Below are 23,628 nucleotides of genomic sequence, written 5' to 3' on the forward strand. Positions count from 1 at the left end.
CCGGCCCTTTATAGTGGCCGATCACCCTCATTTTTACCCGAGCCAGATAAGTAGCCGAGCCACCATGTCCGAGCCACGTCAGATTCTCGTTACCAGCGCCCTGCCCTATGCCAATGGATCCATCCACCTTGGCCATATGCTGGAGTACATCCAGACGGACATGTGGGTGCGCTTCCAGAAGCTGCGCGGCAACCAGTGCATCTACGTCTGCGCCGACGATGCACACGGTTCGGCCATCATGTTGCGTGCCGAGAAAGAAGGCATCACCCCGGAGCAACTGATCGCCAATGTCCAGGCCGAGCACAGCGGCGACTTCGCCGACTTCCTGGTTGACTTCGACAACTTCCACTCCACCCACAGTGACGAAAACCGTGAGCTGTCGGGCCTGATCTACGGGCGCCTGCGTGACGCCGGGCACATCGCTACCCGTTCGGTGACCCAGTACTTCGACCCTGAGAAAGGCATGTTCCTCGCCGACCGCTTCATCAAGGGCACCTGCCCGAAATGTGCGGCTGAAGACCAGTACGGCGACAACTGCGAGAAATGCGGTGCCACCTATGCCCCGACCGAACTGAAGAACCCCAAGTCGGCGATCTCCGGTGCCACCCCGGTACTGCGCGATTCCCAGCATTTCTTCTTCAAGCTGCCAGACTTCCAGGCCATGCTGCAGCAGTGGACCCGCAGCGGCGCCTTGCAGGACGCAGTGGCCAACAAGCTCGCCGAATGGCTGGATTCCGGCCTGCAGGAGTGGGACATCTCGCGTGATGCGCCGTACTTCGGCTTCGAAATTCCGGGCGAGCCAGGCAAGTACTTCTACGTCTGGCTGGATGCGCCGATCGGCTACATGGCCAGCTTCAAGAACCTCTGCGCACGCCGCCCGGAGCTGGACTTCGACGCGTTCTGGAACAAAGACTCCAAGGCCGAGCTGTACCACTTCATCGGCAAGGACATCGTCAACTTCCACGCCCTGTTCTGGCCAGCCATGCTCGAAGGCGCCGGCTTGCGCAAACCGACCGCGGTCAACGTGCACGGTTACCTGACCGTCAACGGCGCCAAGATGTCGAAGTCGCGTGGCACCTTCATCAAGGCCCGCACCTACCTGGACCACCTGCAGCCGGAATACCTGCGCTACTACTACGCCGCCAAGCTTGGCCGTGGCGTCGATGACCTCGACCTGAACCTCGAGGACTTCGTGCAGAAGGTCAACTCCGACCTGGTCGGCAAAGTGGTCAACATCGCCAGCCGTTGCGCCGGCTTCATCCACAAGGGCAATGCGGGCGTTATGGTCGCTGGCGACGCTGCGCCGGAGCTGACCGAGGCCTTCCTCGCTGCCGCCCCGTCGATCGCCGAGGCTTATGAAGGCCGCGACTTCGGCCGTGCCATGCGCGAAATCATGGCCCTGGCCGATCGTGCCAACGCCTGGATCGCCGACAAGGCGCCCTGGTCGCTGGCCAAGCAGGAAGGCAAGCAGGATGAAGTCCAGGCCATCTGCGCCCAGGGCATCAACCTGTTCCGCCAGCTGGTGATCTTCCTCAAGCCGGTGCTGCCGCTGCTCGCCGCTGATGCCGAGGCGTTCCTCAACGTCGCCCCGCTGACCTGGAACGACCATCAGTCGCGCCTGGAAAACCACCAGCTGAACCCGTTCAAGGCACTGATGAGCCGTATCGAACCGGCCAAGGTCGAAGCCATGGTCGCCGCCAGCAAGGAAGACCTGCTGGCCGCCGAAGCCCAGGCGCCCGCCGGCAATGGCGAGCTGGCCAAGGACCCGCTGTCGGCCGAGATCGAGTTCGACACCTTTGCTGCCGTCGACCTGCGCGTCGCACTGATCGTCAAGGCCGAAGCCGTGCCCGGCGCCGACAAGCTGCTGCAGCTGACCCTGGATATCGGTGACGAGCGCCGTAACGTGTTCTCCGGCATCAAGTCGGCATACCCGGACCCATCCAAGCTGGAAGGCCGCCTGACCATGATGGTGGCTAACCTCAAGCCGCGGAAAATGCGCTTCGGCATGTCCGAGGGCATGGTCATGGCGGCCGGCCCTGGCGGCGAAGAGATCTACCTGCTCAGCCCTGACAGCGGCGCCAAGCCAGGTCAGCGTATCAAGTAATCCCTCCTGCCCCGGCCTCACCGCCGGGGCAATGCCATCTGCTGGGCCAATGCCGGACGATCCGGGCGATTCCCGGCTATCGTCATTCACATGAACGATTACATGCTGATCCTGGCCAGCGCTGCGCTGGTCAGCCACCTGCTCTTGCAACAACAGCCGTTGAGCCGGATGCGCCTGCACGTGTGCGGCCTGGCAAGCGCCTTGTCGATCGCACTCGGGGTAGCCGGCGGGCAAGTGCTCGAACGGCTGGTCGTAGCGCCCTGGCAGATACAGGACCTGCGCCTGTTCCTGCTGCTGCCCTGGCTGGGGTTGCTGGCATGGGGCGTGCCGCAGGTGCTGGCAAGGCTACGCCCGCAGTGGCCCACCGGGCACCTTGCGCTGCCATTGCTGGGCAATGCATTGCTGCTGGGCCTTGCACTGCAAGCGGCAGGCGATAACGCCACGGTGCTTGCCACGTTGCGCACAGCGATAGTGGCCGGCCTGGGCTTCTGGCTTGCACTGGCGCTGTTCGATGACCTGCACCAGCGCAGCCAGCAGGCTGAAGTGCCGGCTGCGCTGCGCGGCCTGCCCATTACATTGATCGGTACGGGGGTCATGGCCCTGGCGTTCTCGGGATTCAACGGACTATTCACGCAATGAACTTGATTCAACGCATCGACGCCCTGCTACCGCAGACCCAATGCGGCAAATGTGGCCACAATGGTTGCCGGCCCTACGCCGAAGGCCTGGCAGCGGGCGAAGCGATCAACAAGTGCCCGCCTGGCGGCAGCGAAACCATCGCCGCCCTGGCCGCACTGCTCAAGGTGCCGCTGCTTGACCCTGACCCGCAGCGTGGCAGCGCACCGCCCCAGGTGGCCTTTATTCGCGAAGCCGAGTGCATCGGTTGCACCAAATGCATCCAGGTTTGCCCGGTGGATGCCATCATCGGCGCCGCCAAGCTGATGCACACGGTCATCGCCAGCGAATGCACCGGCTGTGACCTTTGCCTGGCTCCTTGCCCGGTCGACTGCATCGACATGCAGCCACTGCCGGCGACGGTGGTACCGATTGTCAGCGGCCTTGCCCATACCCCCGAACAACTGCTGGCCCGCCGCCAGCGCCGTGATCATGCGCGCCAGCGCCACGAACAGCGCAGCGCCCGCCTGCAACGCGATGTGGCGCGCCGGGAAGCGCAACGCCTGGCACGTACGGCAGATGCCGCAAAAGGCGCGGCAGACCCGATCAAGGCTGCCCTCGAGCGGATCAAGGCGCAAAAAACCGCCGCTGCCGATGCTGCGCACACAGCGGCCGGGCACGACCATGGCAAGCCCTGATCCACGCTTGCGCAAGGCCATGGGCCTGGTGCTGCTGGCCTGCCTACCCGGTTTGCTCGCGGTGTTCTGGACGCAGGGCTGGGGGGTGCTGTCAAGCCTGTTGCTGTGCGCCAGTAGTGCATTGAGTTGCGAAGCGGCCCTGCTGGCCGTGCGTCGCCAGCCTGTTCTACCGGCATTGAACGACGGCAGTGCCCTGGTGACTGCCGTACTGCTGGCCATCGCCCTGCCTGTAGCGGCACCCTGGTGGTTGCCAGTGACAGCCGCAGGCATCGCCATCGGCGTCGGCAAGCAGGCCTTTGGCGGAGTGGGCCGCAACCTGTTCAACCCGGCGATGGTCGGTTACGCCTTTGTGCTGCTCAACTTTCCGCTGCAGATGAACCATTGGCCCAGCCAGCCTCTCGGTTTTATCGACAGCCTTCAGCTGGTGTCTGGCAGTAGCCCCCAGATCGATGCCTGGGCGGGGCCGACCATTCTCGACGGCCTGCGCCACAACCGCAGCCTGACCCTCGACGAGCTGTTCGCCAGCCACCCCGGGTTTGGCAGCATTGGCGGCCGCAGCAGCGAGTGGGTCAACCTGGCACTGCTGTTCGGCGGGCTGTTTCTGATGCTGCGCAAGGTCATCAGCTGGCATGCCCCGGCGGGCCTGCTGAGCGGCCTGTTCCTGTTCAGCCTGCTGGCCTGGAATGGCTCCGGTTCGGATTCTAACGGCTCACCACTGCTGCATCTGTTCAGCGGCTCGACCATGCTGGCGGCATTCTTCATCGCCACGGAGCCGGTTTCCGGCCCCAAGGCCAACCTGGCCAGGCTGCTGTTCGGCTTTGGCGCAGGCGCGCTGATCTACCTGATTCGGACCTGGGGCAGTTACCCGGATGGCACGGCTTTCGCCATCCTGCTGATGAACCTGGCGGCGCCCGCCCTGGATCGGTTCGCCTTGCGGCGCCAGCAGGCCTTGCCATGATCACGCCCGTTCGCAGCACGTTGCTGCTACTTGCCATCGGTGGATCGGCTGTAGCGGTGACGTTGGCCTGGCAGCACTGGACCCGCCCCACCATCGCCGATGCCGAGCGGCAGTTGCAAGCCAGCCAGTTCCTCGCGGCCCTGCCAGCGCAAAGCTACGACAATCACCCGCTGGACAGTGCGTTGCCATTGCCAGCCGACCAACCACAGCACAGCACGGTACTCGCTGCCTATCGCGCAACCCACGGTACCTCGCCAACTGCCATCGTGCTGGTGAGCCAGGTACAGGGCTATGCCGGCCCTATCAGGCTGAGCATTGCCATCGACGCCGATGGCCGCCTGATTGGTACCCGGGTGGTCGAGCAGCAGGAAAGCCCTGGGCTGGGCGGCCGGATTGCCGATCCGCAACTTGGCTGGCTGGCGCAGTTTGCCAAGCATGACCTTGCCGATCGCTGGGCGATCCGGCGCGACCAGGGCGACTTCGACCAGTTGGCCGGGGCGACCGTTACTTCCCGGGCAGTCATCCAAGCCCAGCAGGAAGCCTTGCGCTATTTTGACCGGCATCGCAGCGAACTGCTCGGAGCACCCGGCCATGAATAGATTCTGCGTGCTGGTAACCGGCCTGGCTCCGCTGCTTGGCGCGACTCGAACCTTCCCTCAAGCGGTGGCCCTCGGCATGTGCATGCTCGTGCTGCCCCTTCTCCACCAAGCCTTGCTATGGCCACTGCGGGCAACGCTCAGTGGCGCAAGATACTGGCTGGCAAGCCTGCTGCTACTTGCTGCGCTTGCCAGTTGCCTGCAACTGGCGCTGCGGGCCTGGGCATTGCCATTGGCACTGATGCTTGGTTACTTTCCGGCGCTGATCTGCCTGCAATGCCTTGCCATCGATACATTGCTGCCCAGCACAGGGCGCTGGCGCCCACTGTTGCTTCATTTGACCGGCCTGCTGCTGGCCTGCCTGCTGCTGGGTGCCGGTCGCCAATGGCTGGATCAGGTCGCTGGCATGCACCTGGCCAACCTGCCATCAGGTGCGCTGCTGCTGCTCGGCGCGCTGCTGGCCTTGTACAATTGGCTACGCCCCACCCTCACACGTCGTCAAGGAAAGCGTTGACCCCATGAATGCCGCCAAACGCCTGGAGATTTTTCGCAGGCTGCACGAAGACAATCCCGATCCGAAAACGGAATTGGCTTACACCACCCCTTTCGAGTTGCTGGTTGCCGTGACGCTTTCCGCTCAGTCCACCGATGTTGGCGTCAACAAGGCCACCGCGCGCCTGTTCCCGGTCGCCAATACGCCGCAAGCCATCTATGCACTTGGTGTCGCGGGGCTGAGTGAATACATCAAGACCATCGGTCTCTACAACAGCAAGGCCAAGAATGTCATCGAGGCCTGCCGCCTGTTGATCGAGCGCCATGGCGGCGAGGTCCCACAGACCCGCGAAGCACTGGAGGCGTTACCGGGCGTTGGCCGCAAGACCGCCAACGTGGTGCTCAACACTGCCTTCCGCCAGCCCGCCATGGCTGTGGACACGCACATCTTCCGGGTCAGCAATCGCACTGGCATCGCACCTGGCAAGACCGTGCTCGAAGTCGAGAAGAAACTGCTCAAGTTCGTCCCCAAGGATTACCTGCTCGACGCCCACCACTGGCTCATCCTGCATGGCCGCTACGTTTGCCAGGCACGCAAGCCGCGCTGCGGCAGCTGCCGCATCGAAGACCTTTGCGAATACAAGCACAAGACCTCCGACGATTGAGCCAATAGTAAAAACAGCTGCATTGCGATTGAAAAAATCTTTTTTACCAGACTTCGCTTTCTCGCTATAAGGACGGCCAATGGCCCTTTGGCTTGGAGCGACTCATGAGTACCGATAAAGACGACCTGTCGATCGAAGATGACTTTGCCACCGCTGACGACGAAGCGGAGCCCCAGGTGGAAACCGCTAAGACCAACCTGAGCAAGCGTCGCACCATAGACAACCTCCTCGAAGAGCGGCGCCTGCAACGGCAACTCGCCGATTTCGACTACGACCTGTAACCTCGCAGCAAGCCTCCTAACGGAGGCTTGGTGCATTGCAGGTTCAGTTCAGGCCATGCCGCCGGGCCAGTTCGATCAGGTCCACCAGGGAGTGGGCATTCAGTTTCAGTAGCAGGCGGGTCTTGTAGGTGCTGACCGTCTTGTTGCTGAGGAACATGCTATCGGCAATCTCCTTGTTGGACCGCCCCCGTGCAAGCTGCTGCAGCACCATCATCTCCCTTGTCGACAGACGATCAACCATTTCCGCCTCGCTAGTGCCCCCCACCCGGCCACGCGACTTGTGCAATGCCTGGTTCGGGAAATAACTGTAACCAGAGAGCACAGCCTTGATGGCACTGAGCAGTTCGGTGAGTTCCTGCTGCTTGCACACGTAGCCTGAAGCTCCCGCCTGCATGCAGCGCATGGAGAAATGCCCAGGGGCCTGGGAAGTCAGCACCAGGACACGGCTGCCAGGGCTGGCCGCTGCCATGCGGGCAATGACCTCCAAGCCGTCGAGTTTGGGGATGCCGATATCGAGTACGACAACATCGGGAAGGTGTTCGCGAGTGAGCTGCAAGGCCGCTATGCCGTTGTCGGTTTCCGCGACAACATCGTACCCATGCCGCTCCATCAGCATGCGCACTGCCAAGCGTATGACCGGATGATCATCCACGATAAGGACTTTATTCATGCGATATCCATCATTCGTTATTTTGCTTTGACGACTGACTCACCTTAACCGAGCAGAACGCTCAATGGCGCACTCATTCCCCGCACAAATAGCCGAATAGATGAACCCTACGTCGGTTTGGGAATTTTCCTACAAGAAAAAATTTACAGAATCCTCGCGAAAGTGCTTGTGAGCACGCGAATGAAAAATGATTGAATCGCGCGCTTCATCAACCCCGTTGAAAAATTCCCTCCCCCGGAAAAATTCCACAATTTAGTTGAGGCAGCCAGTGGGTTATTGATAAGCAGAATATGCAGGAGGCAATAACATGACCGACAATCAACCTGTTGCTCCGTTGACAATAATCGCCATCTTCGCAGGCATCATCGAAGCTTCTGCTTTAGCAACCTTGCCTTTTCTCAGCGAGAAGAGTCAGACGTACTACACATGGTTCCTCGTAGGGTTTCCATTCTTCCTCACTGCCCTGTTCTTTCTCACCCTGAACTTCAACTACAAATCTTTTTACAAGCCCCCCCCGGACGAGCAGAAGAGCTCCACCGAACAAGCGGAGCGTCCCGACACGCAAGAAACGGTAACCATGATGTTTTCCGGGCCTGACGCGCAGAAACTGATTCAACAACACCTCATGCAAGCCATTGCCCAGCCGCATACCGAGAACAGGCAGTGGCGCTTGTGCAATATGGATCTACATCAATGCGTCGTGCTGTCGACCACCCGCTTGCCTGAGGACTTATCCCAAGGGCATTGATCAGATGCACGCCCCTGAAGGCAAAAAAAAACCCCGACCTGAGCCGGGGTTCATTTGCCAATTCAGCCTGATGCTCAGAGCATCCCGCGGCCCTTGTTGGCAGCGATGCGCATGCGCAGCGCATTGAGCTTGATGAAGCCAGCAGCATCGGCCTGGTTGTAGGCGCCGCCGTCTTCTTCGAAGGTCGCGATGTTGGCATCGAACAGCGAGTCGTCCGACTTGCGGCCAACCACGATGACGTTGCCCTTGTACAGTTTCAGGCGCACAACGCCGTTAACGTTGACCTGCGAAGCGTCGATCATCTTCTGCAGCATCAGACGCTCCGGGCTCCACCAGTAGCCGGTGTAGATCAGGCTGGCGTACTTCGGCATCAGCTCGTCTTTCAGGTGAGCGACTTCGCGGTCCAGGGTGATCGACTCGATGGCACGGTGGGCCTTGAGCATGATGGTGCCGCCAGGGGTTTCGTAGCAGCCGCGGGACTTCATGCCCACATAACGGTTCTCGACGATATCCAGACGGCCGATACCGTTGGCGCCGCCAATGCGGTTCAGTTCGGCAAGCACGGTGGCCGGAGTCATGTCGACGCCGTCGATGGCGACGATGTCACCATTGCGGTAGGTCAGTTCGATGTAGGTAGCCTGGTCCGGGGCGTTCTCTGGCGAGACGCTCCAGCGCCACATGTCTTCTTCGTGCTCGGTCCAGGTATCTTCCAGGACACCGCCCTCGTAGGAGATGTGCAGCAGGTTGGCGTCCATCGAGTACGGCGACTTCTTCTTGCCGTGGCGCTCGATCGGGATACCGTGCTTCTCGGCATAGTCCATCAGTTTCTCGCGGGACAGCAGGTCCCACTCGCGCCATGGGGCGATGACCTTGACGCCTGGCTTGAGGGCGTAGGCACCCAGCTCGAAGCGAACCTGGTCGTTACCCTTGCCGGTAGCACCGTGGGAAATGGCATCGGCGCCGGTTTCGTTGGCGATTTCGATCAGGCGCTTGGCGATCAGCGGGCGGGCGATGGAGGTACCCAGCAGGTACTCGCCTTCGTAGACGGTGTTGGCGCGGAACATCGGGAAGACGAAATCACGCACGAACTCTTCGCGCAGGTCGTCGATGTAGATCTCTTTTACGCCCATCGCCTGGGCTTTGGCGCGAGCCGGCTCGACTTCTTCGCCCTGACCCAGGTCAGCGGTGAAGGTCACCACTTCGCAGTTGTAGGTATCCTGCAGCCACTTGAGAATCACCGAAGTATCAAGGCCGCCGGAATACGCCAGTACGACCTTTTTTACGTCCGCCATGCCATCACTCCACGGGGTTGTACGGAAAGGGATCGATTCTACCGGCGTTGCGGATAAATTTACAGTGGGGCGACAGCTTCTGACGACAAAGCGACAGGAACTGTCGATGGGGCGACGTGCTTGCCACAACATCTCCAGCGCCTGTCAGATCGAGCGCCGCCCGCGCGGCGCATCGCGAGCTGCGCTCGCTCCTACGCTTGTTTCTGGCCAGTTATTCCTGGGGAATTTGCGCGCGAACGCCTTGGCGCCTGACTCGATATCAAGTCTTACAAACCAGGCGGTCGCGCGCGCCTGTCACTGGCATTACTGGCCCGAAACAAACGTAGGAGCGAGCGCAGCTCGCGATGCGCCGCACGGGCGGCGCTCGATCTGACAGGCGCTGAAAATGTCGCGGCAAGCACTTGGTGGCCCTGATGCCCCCCCAAGCCCCACAACAGGCGGCCACCTCAAAAAGCTGCCTTAAAATCAGAGCGCCTTCGCCCCCGGCGCGGACGCACCCGCACCCGGAGCCGGCACTCCAGCTGCAGGCGGTGTCACAGGCGCAGCTTGCTGCACCGCCTGAGCAGCCGGCTTCTCCACCTGCGCCACCCTGTCCAGTTCGATATTCACCCGCCGGTTACGCGCACGATTGGCCGGGCTGTTGTTCTTCACCAGCGGATAGCGCTCGCCATGGAAGCGCACGACAATCTGTTCTTCCGGCACACCATGGGCCTTGAAGTAATCGGCAACGGCCAACGCTCGACGCCGCGACGTGTCACGATTGGTCAGGCGATTGCCACTGTTGTCGGAATGGCCGTTGAGTTCGATGTGGTTCACCGAAGGGTCGGCCTTGAGGTAATCAAGGATCACATCCAGCCGTGCACGGGCATCGGCATCAAGATCGTAGCCTCCGCCCGGGAAGCCAACCTGGGTCTGGCGCACCTGGTCATAGTTCATCGGCAGCATCTTGCTGGCACAGGCCTGATAGTCGCTATACGCCTTGGCGAAGCTGACCGGCAACACCCGAACCTCCATCACCCGCCCGCCTTCGCCGGTGTAGTTGCGCACGACCGTGCTGCGGCCATCGAGCAAGCCATTGATCAGGCGGCTGGCCTGGCTCTGCGACGAGCTGAACAGCACCCCGCTGCGCGCCATGCGTACGGCACCGAGGTTCACATCACCGCGGCCCGGCTGCCAAGGGGCAGCGGCCGCCAGCAAGGTGGCCGAACCTGCACCCAGCACATTGCTGTGCGAGCGCAACTGGAACACCGGCTGCTCACCCGCCTTGCGCACGAACTCGCCGCTGCCGAAACCGTCGATCGGCTGGATCAGGCGGCATTCGAACTGGTCACCCTCGACTTTCCAGGCGACATTTTCCATGCGGGTCTGGAAGGTCAGTGCACCGGCCGGCAGGCTGGCGACAAGGGTCAACAGGGCTAGGTAACGCTGGCGCACGGGCGGCTCCACAAATTCTGACGGCTTACAGGCAGGCTATCGGGCGCTTGCCGGAAAACTTGATAGCCGTGCTCGGACCGGGGTTTTCCGGTAGCATTGGGGCCTGAGTTCGACCCGCCTGGAATTCCCAATGTCCGATCGCCTGACCCTCCTGCGTCCCGACGACTGGCACATCCATCTGCGCGATGGTGCCGTCCTGCCCCATACCGTTGGCGATGTGGCGCGTACTTTCGCCCGTGCCATCATCATGCCCAACCTGGTTCCGCCGGTACGCAATGCCGTCGAAGCCGGTGCCTACCGCGAGCGCATCCTTGCGGCCCGCCCGGCTGGCAGCCGTTTTGAACCGCTGATGGTGCTGTACCTCACCGACCGCACCAGCCCCGAGGACATCCGCGCGGCCAAGGCCAGCGGGATCGTGTACGCCGCCAAGCTGTACCCGGCCGGTGCCACCACCAACTCCGATTCGGGCGTCACCAGCATCGACAACATCTTCCCGGCCATCGAGGCGCTGGCAGAAGTCGGCATGCCGCTGCTGGTGCACGGTGAAGTGACCCGCAGCGAGATCGACGTGTTCGATCGCGAAAAGCGCTTCATCGACGAGCACATGCGCCGCCTGGTCGAGCGCTTCCCGACCCTGAAAGTGGTGTTCGAACACATCACCACCGGTGACGCCGCGCAGTTCGTCACCGAGGCTCCGGCCAACGTCGGCGCCACCATCACTGCCCAGCACCTGCTGTACAACCGCAACCACATGCTGGTCGGTGGTATCCGCCCGCACTTCTATTGCCTGCCGATCCTCAAGCGCAACACCCACCAGGTGGCGCTGCTGGATGCGGCCACCAGCGGCAACCCGAAGTTCTTCCTCGGCACCGATTCGGCACCCCACGCCCGTCACGCCAAGGAAGCCGCCTGCGGTTGCGCCGGCTGCTACACCGCCTACGCCGCCATCGAGATGTACGCCGAGGCGTTCGAGCAGCGCAATGCGCTGGACAAGCTGGAAGGCTTCGCCAGCCTGCACGGCCCGGCTTTCTATGGCCTGCCGGCGAACACCGACAGCATCACCCTGGTCCGTGAAGAATGGACCGCCCCGGACAGCCTGCCGTTTGGCGAGCAGACCGTGATCCCGCTGCGCGCCGGTGAGAAACTGCGCTGGCGCCTGCTGGAGGACAACGCGTGAGCGAAGACCTCTACGAAGACGACCAGGACGGTCAGGTCGGCAGCGGTTCGCGCCACCCCATGGCCGAACGCTTCCGTGGCTATCTGCCGGTAGTGGTGGATGTCGAGACCGGCGGCTTCAACAGCGCCACTGACGCCCTGCTGGAAATTGCCGCAGTGACCATCGGCATGGACGAGAAGGGCTTCCTGTTCCCCGAGCACACCTACTTCTACCGGGTCGAGCCGTTCGAAGGAGCCAATATCGAGGCGGCCGCACTGGAGTTCACCGGCATCAAGCTGGACCACCCGCTGCGCATGGCGGTGAGCGAGGAGAGCGCGCTCACCGACATTTTCCGCGGTGTGCGCAAGGCGCTGAAGGCCAACGGCTGCAAACGGGCGATCCTGGTCGGCCACAACAGCAGCTTCGACCTTGGCTTCCTCAATGCAGCGGTAACGCGTAACGATATCAAGCGTAACCCGTTCCACCCGTTCTCCAGCTTCGACACCGCGACCCTGGCTGGTCTTGCCTATGGCCAGACCGTGCTGGCGCGGGCCTGCCAGAGCGCCGACATCGACTTCGACGGCCGTGAGGCGCACTCGGCGCGTTACGACACCGAGAAGACTGCCGAGCTGTTCTGCGGCATCGTCAACCGCTGGAAGGAAATGGGCGGCTGGCGCGACTTCAACGACTGACCTGAAAAGCTTCGCGGGCAAGTCGGAGCGGCGGTTCGGCGCCCCAATTGCCCGCGAAGAGGCCGGCCCAGGACGGCACAAAAAAACCGGCCACATGGGCCGGTTTTTTCATGCGCGTGGCGATTACAGCTTGCCAGCGTTCTCGCTCAGGTAAGCAGCAACGCCTTCTGGCGAAGCGGTCATGCCCTGGTCGCCTTTCTTCCAGTTGGCTGGGCAGACTTCGCCGTGCTCTTCGTGGAATTGCAGGGCGTCGACCAGACGCAGCAGCTCGTCCATGTTGCGGCCCAGTGGCAGGTCGTTGACGATCTGCGAACGGACAACGCCGTTGGTGTCGATCAGGAAGGCGCCACGGAAGGCTACGCCGCCTTCGGACTCGACGTCGTAGGCCTTGCAGATTTCGTGGGTCATGTCGGCTGCCAGGGTGTACTTGACCTGGCCGATACCACCGGCGTTGACCGGGGTGTTACGCCAGGCGTTGTGGGTGAAGTGCGAGTCGATCGAAACGCCGATCACTTCAACGTTGCGCGCCTGGAAATCAGGAATGCGGTTGTCCAGGGCGATCAGCTCGGACGGGCAGACGAAGGTGAAGTCCAGTGGGTAGAAGAACACCAGGCCGTACTTGCCCTTGATGGCCGAAGCCAGGTTGAAGCTGTCGACGATCTCGCCGTTGCCCAGAACGGCTGGGACGGTGAAGTCGGGGGCTTGTTTGCCAACGAGTACGCTCATTGCAATCTCCTAGTGAGAGTGGAAAACCGTTTGCCGGGCCAAGCAGGCTTGCCCGACATCCAACAAAGGCCGCCCATCATACACGGCTTCCGGTGACAGGCCGAATGCAACCGTCGGTCGCTCAAGGACGGCCCTTTCAGAAAGTCCTTTGACAAGCATTCTCATTAACATTAAGCTCCACCCCATCGACTCAACCCGCGATGGTCAGCCTCTATGTATGTGTGTCTTTGTGTCGGCGTCACCGACGGACAGATCCGCGATGCGATCTATGAAGGATGCTGCAGTTACAAGGAAGTCCGAGCCGCGACCAATGTCGCCAGCCAGTGTGGCAAATGCGCCTGCCTGGCCAAGCAGGTGGTCCGCGAGACCCTCACCGAATTGCAGGTGAGCCAGCACGCCGCCCTGCCCTATCCGGTGGAATTTAGTGCCGCCTGATATTACAGAATTTGAAGAACCGGACCGCGCGTCCGGTTTTTTTATGCCTGAATATCAATAAGTTAGCGCTCCAACGCGGTTCACAAACATTCTTATTCCTATTAATTTTCACTTATTATTCAATAACTTAGGTTTGACAGCCCTGGGTATCAGGCTCAAACTTCCCTGTATTGGCACACTTCTACAGGGCAGGAACCCGACATGAAAGGCGACGTAAGCGTCATCCAGCATCTCAACAAGATCCTCGGAAACGAGCTGGTCGCGATCAACCAGTACTTCCTGCACGCGCGCATGTACGAAGATTGGGGCCTGAACAAGCTCGGCAAGCACGAGTACAAGGAATCGATCGACGAGATGAAGCACGCTGACAAATTGATCAAGCGTATTCTCTTCCTCGAAGGTATTCCCAACGTCCAGGACCTGGGCAAGCTGCTGATTGGCGAGCACACCAAAGAGATGCTCGAATGCGACCTGAAGATCGAACAGAAGGGCCTGGTCGACCTGAAAGCTGCCATCGCCCACTGCGAAACCGCGGGCGACTTCGGCTCGCGTGACATGCTCGAAGACATCCTCGAGTCCGAGGAAGAACACATCGACTGGCTGGAAACTCAGCTCGGCCTGATCGACAAGATCGGCATCGAGAACTACCTGCAGTCGCAGATGGGCGAAGAGTAAATTCTCTACCCATGAAAAAACCCGCCTTGAGCGGGTTTTTTCATGACTGCCTGATTATCAGGCTTCGGAAGCCTTGGCCTTGGCGGCCGCTTCCTTGATCAGGGTCTGCAGCTCACCCTTCTCGAACATTTCCAGCATGATGTCGCTACCGCCAACCAGCTCACCGGCAACCCACAGTTGCGGGAAGGTCGGCCAGTTGGCGTATTTTGGCAGGTTGGCGCGGATTTCCGGGTTCTGCAGGATGTCGACGTAGGCGAACTTTTCGCCGCAACCCATCACAGCCTGCGAGGCACGCGCAGAGAAGCCACACTGTGGGGCATTCGGCGAGCCTTTCATGTAAAGCAGAATGGTGTTGTTGGCAATCTGCTCTTTGATCGTTTCGATGATATCCATGTAGCACCTCGGCTGAACTTTCCGACGCGGTCGTCGGCACGGTGACGCATTGTATCGGAAAGCCGAGCAGCGTGCTCGGCCTTACCGTTGCTCATGCGGCCTCGACCTGCACGGGTACGCCATTCAGCGCAGCGTTACCGGAAACCTGATCACGCAGGCGTTCATCCGTGAGGTCGTTGGCACTCACACCCGCTTGTGCCTGGGCAACCTGCAGCTGCACACCCTGGCGGCCATGGCCGAAACCATGGGGCAGGCTGACCACGCCGGGCATCATGTCTTCACAGGCCTGAACCTCGACCTCCAGCGTGCCGGTGCGCGAACGGATACGCACCCGCTGGCCATCCTGCAGTTGCCGCTGCTGTAGATCTTGCGGGTGCATCAGCAGTTGATGGCGCGGCTTGCCTTTGACCAGGCGATGAAAGTTGTGCATCCAGGAATTGTTGCTGCGCACGTGGCGGCGGCCAATCAGCAACAAATCGCCCGGCGCAGGCGGCGCCTGCAAGGCTAACCGTTGCAGATCATCGAGCAACACCTGCGGCGCCGCCTCGACGGTTTTGCTGGCGGTTGCCAGGCGCATCTGCAGATTGGCGCGCAGCGGCCCCAGATCAAGCCCGTGAGGGTGCTCGTCCAGGGCCTGCAGCGAGAGATTCCAGGCGCTGCTTTCGCCATAGCGGCCTTTGCGCAGGGCCACATCGATCATCTGCGCCGGTGGCCAGGTCGGTTTCAGTTCGAGCGCTGCACGTTTGGCGAACGCCTGCGCCAGGCCGACGAAAATCTCCCAGTCGTGCAAGGCACCTTCCGGCTTGGCCAGGATGGCGCGATTGAAACGGGTCACATTGCGCACGGCCAGCAGGTTGAATGTGCTGTCGTAATGGTCGTTTTCCAACGCCGAGGTCGAAGGCAGGATCAGGTCGGCATGGCGGGTGGTTTCATTGATATAGAGGTCGATGCTGAGCATGAATTCGAGCCCGTCAAGTGCCGCATCCAGCTGCCGGCCGTTGGGCGTGGACAGCACCGGATTGCCGGCTACCGTCACCAGGGCGCGAACCTGCCCCTCCCCGGGGGTCAGCATCTCTTCGGCCAGTGCTGCCACCGGCAGTTCACCGCCGTACTCAGGCAGGCCTGACACCCGGCTCTGCCAGGCGTTGAAATGGCCACCCGAAGTGGTCGCCACCAGATCGACCGCAGGTTCGGTACACAGCGCCCCTCCCTCTCGGTCGAGGTTGCCGGTCACCAGGTTGATTACTTGTACCAGCCAGTGACACAGCGTGCCGAACACTTGGGTCGATACCCCCATGCGCCCATAGCAGACCGCCTTGTCTGCAGCGGCAAAGTCCCGTGCCAGTTGGCGTATCCGGGTTGCGGCAATGCCACAGTGCGCGCTCATCGCCTCTGCGCTGAACGGCAGGATCGCTTCACGGACGTGCTCCAGGCCAGTCACCGGCAGATGCGATCCGCGTGCGAGATCCTCATCAAACAAGGTGTTGAGCAATCCACAGAGCAAGGCAGCATCGCCACCGGGCCGAATGAACAGATGCTGATCGGCCATGGCGGCAGTTTCGCTGCGCCGGGGGTCGACCACTACCAGGCGACCACCGCGCCCGCGCAGGGCTTTCAGGCGTTTTTCCACGTCCGGCACGGTCATGATGCTGCCGTTGGAGGCCAGAGGGTTGCCGCCGAGAATCAGCATGAAGTCGGTGTGGTCGATATCTGGGATTGGCAACAACAGACCATGGCCATACATCAGGTGGCTGGTGAGGTGTTGCGGCAACTGGTCCACCGAGGTGGCAGAGAAGCGGTTGCGCGTCTTGAGCAGGCCCAGGAAGTAGTTGCTGTGAGTCATCAGCCCGTAGTTGTGTACGCTCGGGTTGCCCTGATACACCGCCACCGCGTTGCGCCCATGCGCCTGCTGGATCGCCCACAGCCTGTCGGCAGCCAGGGCAAAGGCCTGGTCCCAGTCGATCGCCTGCCACTGCTCGCCCACCCGCAGATGTGGCTGGCGAAGGCGATCAGGGTCGTTCTGGATGTCTTGCAAGGCTACCGCCTTGGGGCACACATGACCGCGGCTGAAAGCGTCTTCTGGGTCGCCCTTGATCGAGCTGATCAGTGCCCGCCCGTCGTGGTCATGGCTGACTTCGATGTTCAGCCCGCAGATCGCCTCGCACAGGTGACAGGCACGGTGATGCAGAGTCTTGGTCATGGCCGCCTCTACCTTGCTCTTGTTAGAAATGGTCGAACAATGACTATGCGCCCCTGCCCCTTCACCGGCCAGCGCGCTTCGCGGCGTGAATCCCGCGACATCAGGCGCACGATTCGCGACAGGCATTTGCCAAATTGCCAGCAAGCCGTGTACAACCTGCTGTAGCAAATAAAAAACAGCACGGGTTCAAGGGGTACGACACCCTTTGCAACATCTTAAGAAGGAGCTGCTGTTTCCCCTCTTGGTTTCAGGCGACATTTAATTATAGTATTGCGCCTTTCCCCAATTCGTCCGCCCCGTGCGGCTTACGCCGCAGGTCACTCCCGTTGTCAAAAAAAACCATACGGTCGACCTGCATACCGTTGCAGATAAGGTAGTCAATCATGAGCGCTAGGCACTTTCTCTCCCTGCTGGATTTCACCACCGACGAATTGCTCGGTGTGATCCGCCGAGGCATCGAGCTGAAGGACCTGCGCAAGCGCGGCGTATTGTTCGAGCCCCTGAAGAACCGTGTGCTGGGCATGATCTTCGAGAAATCCTCGACCCGTACCCGCGTGTCGTTCGAAGCCGGCATGATCCAGCTCGGTGGCCAGGCCATCTTCCTGTCGCCACGTGACACCCAACTGGGCCGTGGCGAGCCGATCAGCGACAGCGCCATCGTGCTCTCGAGCATGGTCGATGCGGTGATGATCCGTACCCACGCCCACAGCACCCTGACCGAGTTCGCCGCCCATTCGCAGGTACCGGTGATCAATGGCCTGTCTGACGAATCGCACCCCTGCCAGCTGCTGGCCGACATGCAGACGTTCATCGAACATCGCGGCTCGATCCAGGGCAAGACCGTGACCTGGATCGGTGACGGCTTCAACATGTGCAACTCGTATATCGAGGCCGCCCTGCAGTTCGATTTCCAGCTGCGCATCGCGTGCCCCGAAGGTTATGAACCCGATCAGCGCTTCCTGACGCTGGGCGGTGACCGCGTGCAGATCATTCGCGACGCCAGGGAAGCCGTGCGTGGCGCGCACCTGGTGGTCACCGATGTCTGGACTTCCATGGGCCAGGAGGAGGAAACTGCACGGCGCCTGGCGCATTTCGCGCCTTACCAGGTCACCCGCGAACTGCTCGACCTGGCGGCACCAGACGTCCTTTTCATGCACTGCCTCCCCGCCCACCGTGGCGAGGAAATCAGCCAGGACCTGCTCGGCGACCCGCGTTCGGTCGCCTGGGACGAGGCTGAGAACCGCTTGCATGCACAGAAGGCCCTTCTCGAATTCCTTGTCGAACCGGCTTACCACCACGCATGAGTCAACCCCTACTGCTCAACCTGCGCAACCTCGCCTGCGGCTACGGCGAGCAGCGCATCGTCCAGAACCTCAACCTGCACCTGAACGCAGGCGACATCGGTTGCCTGCTGGGCTCCTCGGGTTGCGGCAAGACCACCACCCTGCGCGCCATCGCCGGCTTCGAGCCGGTACACGAAGGTGAGATCCAGTTGGCTGGCGAGGTCATTTCCCGCGCAGGCTTCACCCTGGCCCCGGAAAAGCGCCGGATCGGCATGGTGTTCCAGGACTATGCGCTGTTCCCGCACCTGACCGTGGCGCAGAACATTGCCTTCGGCATCGCCAAGCACCCGCGCCAGGCGCAAGTGATCGAAGAGATGCTCGAACTGGTCAAGCTCGGCGGCCTCGGTGGGCGCTACCCGCATGAGCTGTCGGGTGGCCAGCAACAGCGTGTCGCCCTGGCCCGTGCGCTGGCACCGGAACCACAACTGCTGCTGCTCGACGAGCCGTTCTCCAACCTCGATGTGGAACTGCGCCGGCGCCTGAGCCACGAAGTGCGCGACATCCTCAAGAGCCGCGGCACCAGCGCGATCCTGGTCACCCATGACCAGGAAGAAGCGTTCGCGGTCAGCGACCACGTCGGTGTGTTCAAGGAAGGCCGGCTGGAGCAGTGGGACACACCCTACAACCTGTACCACGAACCGCAGACGCCGTTCGTGGCCAGTTTCGTCGGCCAGGGCTACTTCATCCGTGGCCAGATGAGCAGCCATGAAGCGGTCAATACCGAACTCGGCGAGCTGCGTGGCAACCGTGCCTACACCATGGCGCCGGGCAGCTCGGTGGATGTGCTGCTGCGCCCTGATGACATCGTGCCCGCCCCGGGCAGCGCGCTGCAGGCGAACATCGTTGGCAAGAGCTTCCTTGGCGCGTCGACGCTGTACCGCCTGCAGTTGCCAACGGGCAGCCAGCTCGAGGCGATCTTCCCGAGCCATATCGACCACCAGGTCGGTGAAGATGTGGGGATTGCGGTGAAGGCGGACCACCTGGTGCTGTTCCCGGTGCCTGGCAGTGTAGCGACACAGGTGTCGCGCGAGGAAAATGGGGTTCGCCGCTACAGTTCGGCGACCTGACTCAACCACCTGGGGCCGTTTTGCGGCCCCAGCCCCTCAGCCGCGGCCAATCCCGGCGAATTTGCCCTGGGTATGCTCGGCCAGCACCGCCGCCGCCAACTCGACCTCCAGCCCCCGCCGCCCGGCGCTGACATGGATGGTTGTAAAGTTGTGCGCTGAATCATCGATGAACGTGCGCAGGCGCTTCTTCTGCCCCAACGGGCTGATCCCGCCCACCAGATAGCCCGTCGCCCGCTGAGCCGCTGCCGGGTCGGCCATTTCGCATTTTTTCACCCCGGCCGCATGGGCCAGGGCCTTGAGGTCCAACGTCCCTACCACCGGCACCACCGCCACCAGCAGTTCGCCCTTCTCGCTGCTCGCCAGCAGGGTCTTGAATACCTGTTGCGGATCGAGCCCAAGCTTTTCAGCCGCCTCCAGCCCGTATGACGCCGACTTGGGGTCATGTTCATAACTGTGCACGCGATGTTCGGCGCGGGCTTTTTTCAACAGGTCGAGTGCGGGGGTCATGCAGTGCTCCGGTCTGGGACAGGTCGCGGCTACTTTAGGGCAAATCCCACATCCCAGCCAGCCAATGGCTGACGCCGCCCTCTACTTCGGGCATCAGCCCTGTAAATAGGCGATCAGAACGTGACTACCCGTTCACTTTCGACCTTTGACATCAGCGTTTCTTGTCTATATTTTTTCGTTTCTGAATAAATGGTGCCCTTTTAAGGTGCGCTTCTTAACACCCGCCTGAGGTCAATGGGGATAGACACCAGGCTTTGCTGTCGAGCGCTTCGCGCCTCACAACAAAAACAACGAGGTCATACATGACGACTGCTCTACGCGAACCCACACTGTCCAGCCAATGCCTGGCCGAGTTCCTCGGCACCGCCTTGCTGATCTTCTTCGGTACCGGCTGCGTCGCCGCGCTCAAAGTCGCTGGCGCCAGCTTCGGTCTATGGGAAATCAGCATCATCTGGGGCGTCGGTGTGAGCATGGCGATCTACCTCACCGCCGGCCTTTCCGGCGCGCACCTGAACCCGGCCGTGAGCATCGCACTGGCCCTGTTCGCCGGCTTCGACAAGCGCAAGCTGCCGTTCTATGCCCTCGCTCAGATCTGCGGGGCGTTCTGTGGAGCGGCACTGGTCTATACCCTCTACAGCAACCTGTTCTTCGATTTCGAACAGGCCCACGCCATGCTGCGTGGCAGCACCGAGAGCCTCGAACTGGCCTCGGTATTCTCGACGTATCCGCACCCGTCACTTTCCACTGGCCAGGCGTTCCTGGTCGAAGTGGTGATCACCGCGATCCTGATGGCCGTGATCATGGCTCTGACCGATGACAACAACGGCCTGCCGCGGGGCGCCATGGCGCCGTTGCTGATCGGCCTGCTGATCGCCGTGATCGGCAGCGCCATGGGCCCGCTGACCGGCTTCGCGATGAATCCCGCCCGCGATTTCGGGCCAAAATTGATGACCTTCCTGGCTGGCTGGGGCGAAATCGCCTTCACTGGCGGTCGGAACATTCCTTATTTCCTGGTTCCGGTGTTCGCACCGATCCTCGGCGCATGCCTGGGTGCCGCGAGCTATCGCGGCCTTATCGCCCGCAACCTGCCGACGGCGCAAGGCTCAGGCGCCGAGACAACCGACAATCGCCAGGGCGATACTCAAGCCAACTGATGCTGACGCCCTGAACTCCTCTTTAAGCAAGGCCTACGACCATGACAGACACCCAGGATAAGAACTACATCATCGCCCTGGACCAGGGCACCACCAGTTCCCGGGCGATCATCTTCGACCGCGATGCCAACGTGGTGGGTACCTCGCAGCGCGAGTTCGCTCAACACTACCCACAGGCTGGCTGGGTCGAGCACGACCCGATGGAGATCTTCGCCACGCAGAGCGCGACCATGGTCGAGGCCCTGGCCCAGGCCGGTATCAGCCATGCACAAGTTGCCGCGCTGGGCATTACCAACCAGCGTGAAACCACCGTGGTGTGGGACAAGGAAACCGGCCGCCCGGTGTACAACGCCATCGTCTGGCAGTGCCGCCGCAGCACCGAGATCTGCGCCCAGCTCAAGCGCGATGGCCATGAGGATTACATCCGCGAAGCCACCGGGCTGGTCACCGACCCCTACTTCTCCGGTACCAAGCTGAAGTGGATCCTCGATAATGTCGACGGTGCCCGCGAACGCGCCGAGCGTGGCGAGCTGCTGTTCGGCACCATCGATACCTGGCTGATCTGGAAGTTTTCCGGTGGCAAGGTACATGTCACGGACTACACCAACGCCTCGCGCACGCTGATGTTCAACATCCACAGCCTGCAGTGGGACGAGAAGCTGCTGGAAATCCTCGGCATCCCGCGGCAGATGCTGCCAGAAGTGCGTCCTTCGTCAGAAGTGTACGGCCACACCAAGAGCGGCATCGCCATCGCCGGTATCGCCGGCGACCAGCAGTCGGCGCTGTTCGGCCAGATGTGCGTGGAACCGGGCCAGGCCAAGAACACCTACGGCACCGGCTGCTTCCTGCTGATGAATACCGGCGACAAGGCCGTGAAGTCCTCCCACGGCCTGCTTACCACCATCGCCTGCGGCCCGCGCGGCGAGGTGGCCTATGCCCTGGAAGGTGCGGTGTTCAATGGTGGCTCCACCGTACAATGGCTGCGTGACGAGCTGAAGATCGTCAACGACGCCCTGGACACCGAGTACTTCGCCAGCAAGGTCAAGGACAGCAATGGCGTGTACCTGGTGCCGGCCTTCACGGGCCTGGGCGCCCCGTACTGGGACCCGTATGCCCGTGGCGCGCTGTTCGGCCTGACCCGTGGCGTGAAGGTCGACCACATCATTCGCGCCGCGCTCGAATCGATCGCCTACCAGACCCGCGACGTCCTCGACGCCATGCAACAGGACTGCGGCGAACGGCTGTCGGAACTGCGTGTGGACGGTGGCGCGGTGGCCAACAACTTCCTCATGCAGTTCCAGGCCGACATTCTCGGCACCTGTGTGGAGCGCCCGAAAATGCGCGAAACCACCGCCCTCGGCGCCGCCTACCTGGCAGGCCTGGCCTGTGGTTTCTGGAGCGGACTGGAGGAACTGCGCGACAAGGCGATCATCGAGCGCGAGTTCAGCCCGCAGCTGGATGAGGCGCAGAAAGAGAAGCTGTATGCCGGCTGGAAGAAGGCCGTTGAGCGCACCCGTGACTGGGAAGATCACGAGGGGTGACACCCAAGGGGGCCGCCGTGCGGCCCCCATCGGCTACTGGCCGTAGCCCCCTTCCTACGGCATCATTGCAGAATTTGTCCGGCAGCCCCAAAGGACCGCCCATGAATCTGCCCCCACGCCAACAACAAATCCTCGAGCTGGTGCGCGATCGCGGCTACGTCAGCATCGAAGAAATGGCGCAATTGTTCGTCGTCACCCCGCAAACCATCCGACGCGACATCAACCAGCTTGCCGAGCTCAACCTGCTGCGCCGCTACCACGGGGGTGCGGCCTATGATTCGAGCATCGAGAACACCGCCTACGCCATGCGCGCCGACCAGATGCGCGATGAAAAACAGCGCATCGCCGAAGCTGTGGCCAAGCAGATTCCCGACCATGCGTCGCTGTTCATCAACATCGGCACCACCACCGAGTCGATTGCCCGGGCGCTGCTCAATCACAACCACTTGAAGGTCATCACCAACAACCTGCACGTGGCGGCGATTCTCGCGGCCAAGGATGACTTCGAAGTGTTGGTGGCGGGGGGCACGGTACGCCGCGATGGCGGCGTGGTTGGCCAGGCCAGCGTCGACTTCATCCACCAGTTCAAGGTCGACTTCGCCCTGGTCGGCATCAGCGGCATCGATGAAGACGGTAGCCTGCTCGACTTCGATTACCAGGAGGTGCGGGTGTCCCAGGCGATCATCGCCAATGCCCGGCAAGTCATCCTCGCCGCCGACTCCAGCAAGTTCGGGCGCAATGCCATGGTGCGCCTGGGCTCGATCAGCCTGGTCGATTGCCTGGTGACCGACCAGGCGCCTACACCTGCCCTCACCCAGCTGCTGAACCAGTACAAGATCCGCCTTGAGGTGGTGTGAGGGCCTCTGGGCGCATGCCATGAGTCTTTTGTCGCCTGTGAGATCGAGCGCCGCCCGCGCGGCGCATCGCGAGCTGCGCTCGCTCCTACGGTTGTTTCGGGCCAATTATTCCTGCGGGATTTGCGCGCGAACGCCGCGGTGCATGACTCGATATCGCGTCGTACCAACAAGGCGGTCGCGCGCGCCTGGCGCTGGCGTTACTGGCCAGAAACAAACGTAGGAGCGAGCGCAGCTCGCGATGCGCCGCGCGGGCGGCGCTTGATCTCACAGGCGCCAAACCTCTCAAACTGATCATCCGAATTTTCATAAATGTTCACTTTATTGTCACC

Annotated in this window: 24 protein-coding genes and 1 pseudogene; 18 read left to right on the forward strand and 7 right to left on the reverse strand. The window is 61.7% G+C overall.

The features are described 5' to 3' along the window. Positions 1–64: 64 nt before the first annotated feature. The 8 genes and pseudogenes from metG to OCX61_RS21685 all read left to right on the forward strand — a co-directional run bounded on the left by metG (position 65) and on the right by OCX61_RS21685 (position 6,409). Positions 65–2,104 carry a methionine--tRNA ligase gene (gene metG / locus OCX61_RS21650; RefSeq protein WP_261941314.1) on the forward strand — a complete coding sequence of 680 codons (2,040 nt, stop codon included), beginning with the start codon at positions 65–67 and terminating at the stop codon, positions 2,102–2,104. Between the two features lie 90 nt (positions 2,105–2,194). After that, positions 2,195–2,743: an Rnf-Nqr domain containing protein gene (locus tag OCX61_RS21655; protein WP_261941315.1), complete on the forward strand. Its 549-nt coding sequence runs from the start codon at positions 2,195–2,197 to the stop codon at positions 2,741–2,743. After that, positions 2,740–3,381: pseudogene (locus OCX61_RS21660) on the forward strand (RnfABCDGE type electron transport complex subunit B); the annotation flags it as partial. The gene OCX61_RS21655 and the pseudogene OCX61_RS21660, both read left to right, overlap by 4 nt. Before the next feature lie 22 nt (positions 3,382–3,403). Beyond that, on the forward strand, positions 3,404–4,375 hold the full coding sequence (locus tag OCX61_RS21665) for an RnfABCDGE type electron transport complex subunit D (protein ID WP_261941316.1): 972 nt from the start codon (positions 3,404–3,406) through the stop codon (positions 4,373–4,375). After that, positions 4,372–4,974, forward strand: coding sequence for an RnfABCDGE type electron transport complex subunit G (locus OCX61_RS21670; RefSeq protein ID WP_261941317.1), 603 nt, complete (start codon positions 4,372–4,374; stop codon positions 4,972–4,974). Before OCX61_RS21665 ends, OCX61_RS21670 begins: the two co-directional genes overlap by 4 nt. Continuing rightward, positions 4,967–5,485: an Rnf-Nqr domain containing protein gene (locus OCX61_RS21675; protein ID WP_261941318.1), complete on the forward strand. Its 519-nt coding sequence runs from the start codon at positions 4,967–4,969 to the stop codon at positions 5,483–5,485. The genes OCX61_RS21670 and OCX61_RS21675 overlap by 8 nt, the downstream gene beginning before the upstream one ends. A gap of 4 nt (positions 5,486–5,489) precedes the next feature. Beyond that, a complete protein-coding gene (gene nth / locus OCX61_RS21680) occupies positions 5,490–6,128 on the forward strand; it encodes an endonuclease III (protein ID WP_261941319.1) in 639 nt (212 codons plus the stop codon). Between the two features lie 104 nt (positions 6,129–6,232). After that, the gene (locus OCX61_RS21685; protein WP_027918964.1) at positions 6,233–6,409 is read left to right on the forward strand and encodes a PA3496 family putative envelope integrity protein; all 177 of its coding nucleotides are present in this window, start codon (positions 6,233–6,235) and stop codon (positions 6,407–6,409) included. A 43-nt stretch (positions 6,410–6,452) separates the two neighbouring features. On the opposite strand, the gene OCX61_RS21690 is transcribed toward OCX61_RS21685, so the two are convergent. Further along, positions 6,453–7,079 (reverse strand): response regulator transcription factor, encoded by a 627-nt coding sequence (locus tag OCX61_RS21690; RefSeq protein WP_261941320.1) that lies wholly within the window; start codon positions 7,077–7,079, stop codon positions 6,453–6,455. A 307-nt stretch (positions 7,080–7,386) separates the two neighbouring features. Between OCX61_RS21690 and OCX61_RS21695 the strand changes: the two genes are divergently transcribed. Further along, positions 7,387–7,827: a hypothetical protein gene (locus OCX61_RS21695; RefSeq protein WP_261941321.1), complete on the forward strand. Its 441-nt coding sequence runs from the start codon at positions 7,387–7,389 to the stop codon at positions 7,825–7,827. 74 nt (positions 7,828–7,901) lie between these two features. Here OCX61_RS21695 and OCX61_RS21700 read toward each other — a convergent pair whose 3' ends face one another. Both OCX61_RS21700 and OCX61_RS21705 read right to left on the reverse strand, forming a co-directional pair. Beyond that, positions 7,902–9,119 carry an argininosuccinate synthase gene (locus OCX61_RS21700; protein ID WP_054885859.1) on the reverse strand — a complete coding sequence of 406 codons (1,218 nt, stop codon included), beginning with the start codon at positions 9,117–9,119 and terminating at the stop codon, positions 7,902–7,904. A 465-nt stretch (positions 9,120–9,584) separates the two neighbouring features. Further along, positions 9,585–10,553 (reverse strand): flagellar protein MotY, encoded by a 969-nt coding sequence (locus tag OCX61_RS21705; RefSeq protein WP_261941322.1) that lies wholly within the window; start codon positions 10,551–10,553, stop codon positions 9,585–9,587. Positions 10,554–10,683: 130 nt separating this feature from the next. Between OCX61_RS21705 and pyrC the strand changes: the two genes are divergently transcribed. Both pyrC and rnt read left to right on the forward strand, forming a co-directional pair. Next, positions 10,684–11,730, forward strand: a complete 1,047-nt coding sequence (gene pyrC, locus OCX61_RS21710; RefSeq protein WP_261941323.1) for a dihydroorotase — start codon at positions 10,684–10,686, stop codon at positions 11,728–11,730. Between the two features lie 59 nt (positions 11,731–11,789). Beyond that, positions 11,790–12,401: a ribonuclease T gene (gene rnt / locus OCX61_RS21715; RefSeq protein WP_400810782.1), complete on the forward strand. Its 612-nt coding sequence runs from the start codon at positions 11,790–11,792 to the stop codon at positions 12,399–12,401. A gap of 123 nt (positions 12,402–12,524) precedes the next feature. On the opposite strand, the gene OCX61_RS21720 is transcribed toward rnt, so the two are convergent. Continuing rightward, entirely contained in the window at positions 12,525–13,127 is a 603-nt protein-coding gene (locus tag OCX61_RS21720) for a peroxiredoxin (protein WP_261941325.1), read from the reverse strand. A 213-nt stretch (positions 13,128–13,340) separates the two neighbouring features. Here OCX61_RS21720 and OCX61_RS21725 point away from each other — a divergent pair, with 213 nt between their 5' ends. Both OCX61_RS21725 and bfr read left to right on the forward strand, forming a co-directional pair. Beyond that, positions 13,341–13,562: a bacterioferritin-associated ferredoxin gene (locus OCX61_RS21725; protein WP_085675228.1), complete on the forward strand. Its 222-nt coding sequence runs from the start codon at positions 13,341–13,343 to the stop codon at positions 13,560–13,562. A 201-nt stretch (positions 13,563–13,763) separates the two neighbouring features. Continuing rightward, positions 13,764–14,237 (forward strand): bacterioferritin, encoded by a 474-nt coding sequence (gene bfr, locus OCX61_RS21730; protein ID WP_003258014.1) that lies wholly within the window; start codon positions 13,764–13,766, stop codon positions 14,235–14,237. A 57-nt stretch (positions 14,238–14,294) separates the two neighbouring features. On the opposite strand, the gene grxD is transcribed toward bfr, so the two are convergent. Together grxD and OCX61_RS21740 are read right to left on the reverse strand one after the other, a co-directional pair. Then, the gene (grxD, locus tag OCX61_RS21735; RefSeq protein WP_003254949.1) at positions 14,295–14,630 is read right to left on the reverse strand and encodes a Grx4 family monothiol glutaredoxin; all 336 of its coding nucleotides are present in this window, start codon (positions 14,628–14,630) and stop codon (positions 14,295–14,297) included. Between the two features lie 91 nt (positions 14,631–14,721). Beyond that, positions 14,722–16,830 carry a molybdopterin-dependent oxidoreductase gene (locus OCX61_RS21740; protein ID WP_261941326.1) on the reverse strand — a complete coding sequence of 703 codons (2,109 nt, stop codon included), beginning with the start codon at positions 16,828–16,830 and terminating at the stop codon, positions 14,722–14,724. 383 nt (positions 16,831–17,213) lie between these two features. Here OCX61_RS21740 and argF point away from each other — a divergent pair, with 383 nt between their 5' ends. Next, complete coding sequence (gene argF / locus OCX61_RS21745; protein WP_261941327.1) at positions 17,214–18,134, forward strand: ornithine carbamoyltransferase; 921 nt, start codon at positions 17,214–17,216, stop codon at positions 18,132–18,134. Continuing rightward, positions 18,131–19,240 (forward strand): ABC transporter ATP-binding protein, encoded by a 1,110-nt coding sequence (locus OCX61_RS21750; RefSeq protein ID WP_261941328.1) that lies wholly within the window; start codon positions 18,131–18,133, stop codon positions 19,238–19,240. The genes argF and OCX61_RS21750 overlap by 4 nt, the downstream gene beginning before the upstream one ends. 36 nt (positions 19,241–19,276) lie before the next feature. On the opposite strand, the gene ybaK is transcribed toward OCX61_RS21750, so the two are convergent. Then, the gene (gene ybaK, locus OCX61_RS21755) at positions 19,277–19,747 is read right to left on the reverse strand and encodes a Cys-tRNA(Pro) deacylase (RefSeq protein WP_261941329.1); all 471 of its coding nucleotides are present in this window, start codon (positions 19,745–19,747) and stop codon (positions 19,277–19,279) included. A gap of 302 nt (positions 19,748–20,049) precedes the next feature. Between ybaK and OCX61_RS21760 the strand changes: the two genes are divergently transcribed. From OCX61_RS21760 to glpR, 3 genes are all read left to right on the forward strand, one after another. Further along, positions 20,050–20,901: an MIP/aquaporin family protein gene (locus OCX61_RS21760; protein ID WP_261941330.1), complete on the forward strand. Its 852-nt coding sequence runs from the start codon at positions 20,050–20,052 to the stop codon at positions 20,899–20,901. Positions 20,902–20,942: 41 nt separating this feature from the next. Then, positions 20,943–22,442 (forward strand): glycerol kinase GlpK, encoded by a 1,500-nt coding sequence (gene glpK / locus OCX61_RS21765; RefSeq protein WP_261941331.1) that lies wholly within the window; start codon positions 20,943–20,945, stop codon positions 22,440–22,442. A 101-nt stretch (positions 22,443–22,543) separates the two neighbouring features. Further along, on the forward strand, positions 22,544–23,299 hold the full coding sequence (gene glpR, locus OCX61_RS21770; protein WP_027918980.1) for a DNA-binding transcriptional repressor GlpR: 756 nt from the start codon (positions 22,544–22,546) through the stop codon (positions 23,297–23,299). The last annotated feature ends 329 nt before the right edge of the window (positions 23,300–23,628 follow it).

Origin of the sequence: Pseudomonas sp. LRP2-20 (genome assembly GCF_024349685.1) — a bacterium.
In the GTDB taxonomy this organism is placed as follows: Bacteria; Pseudomonadota; Gammaproteobacteria; order Pseudomonadales; family Pseudomonadaceae; genus Aquipseudomonas.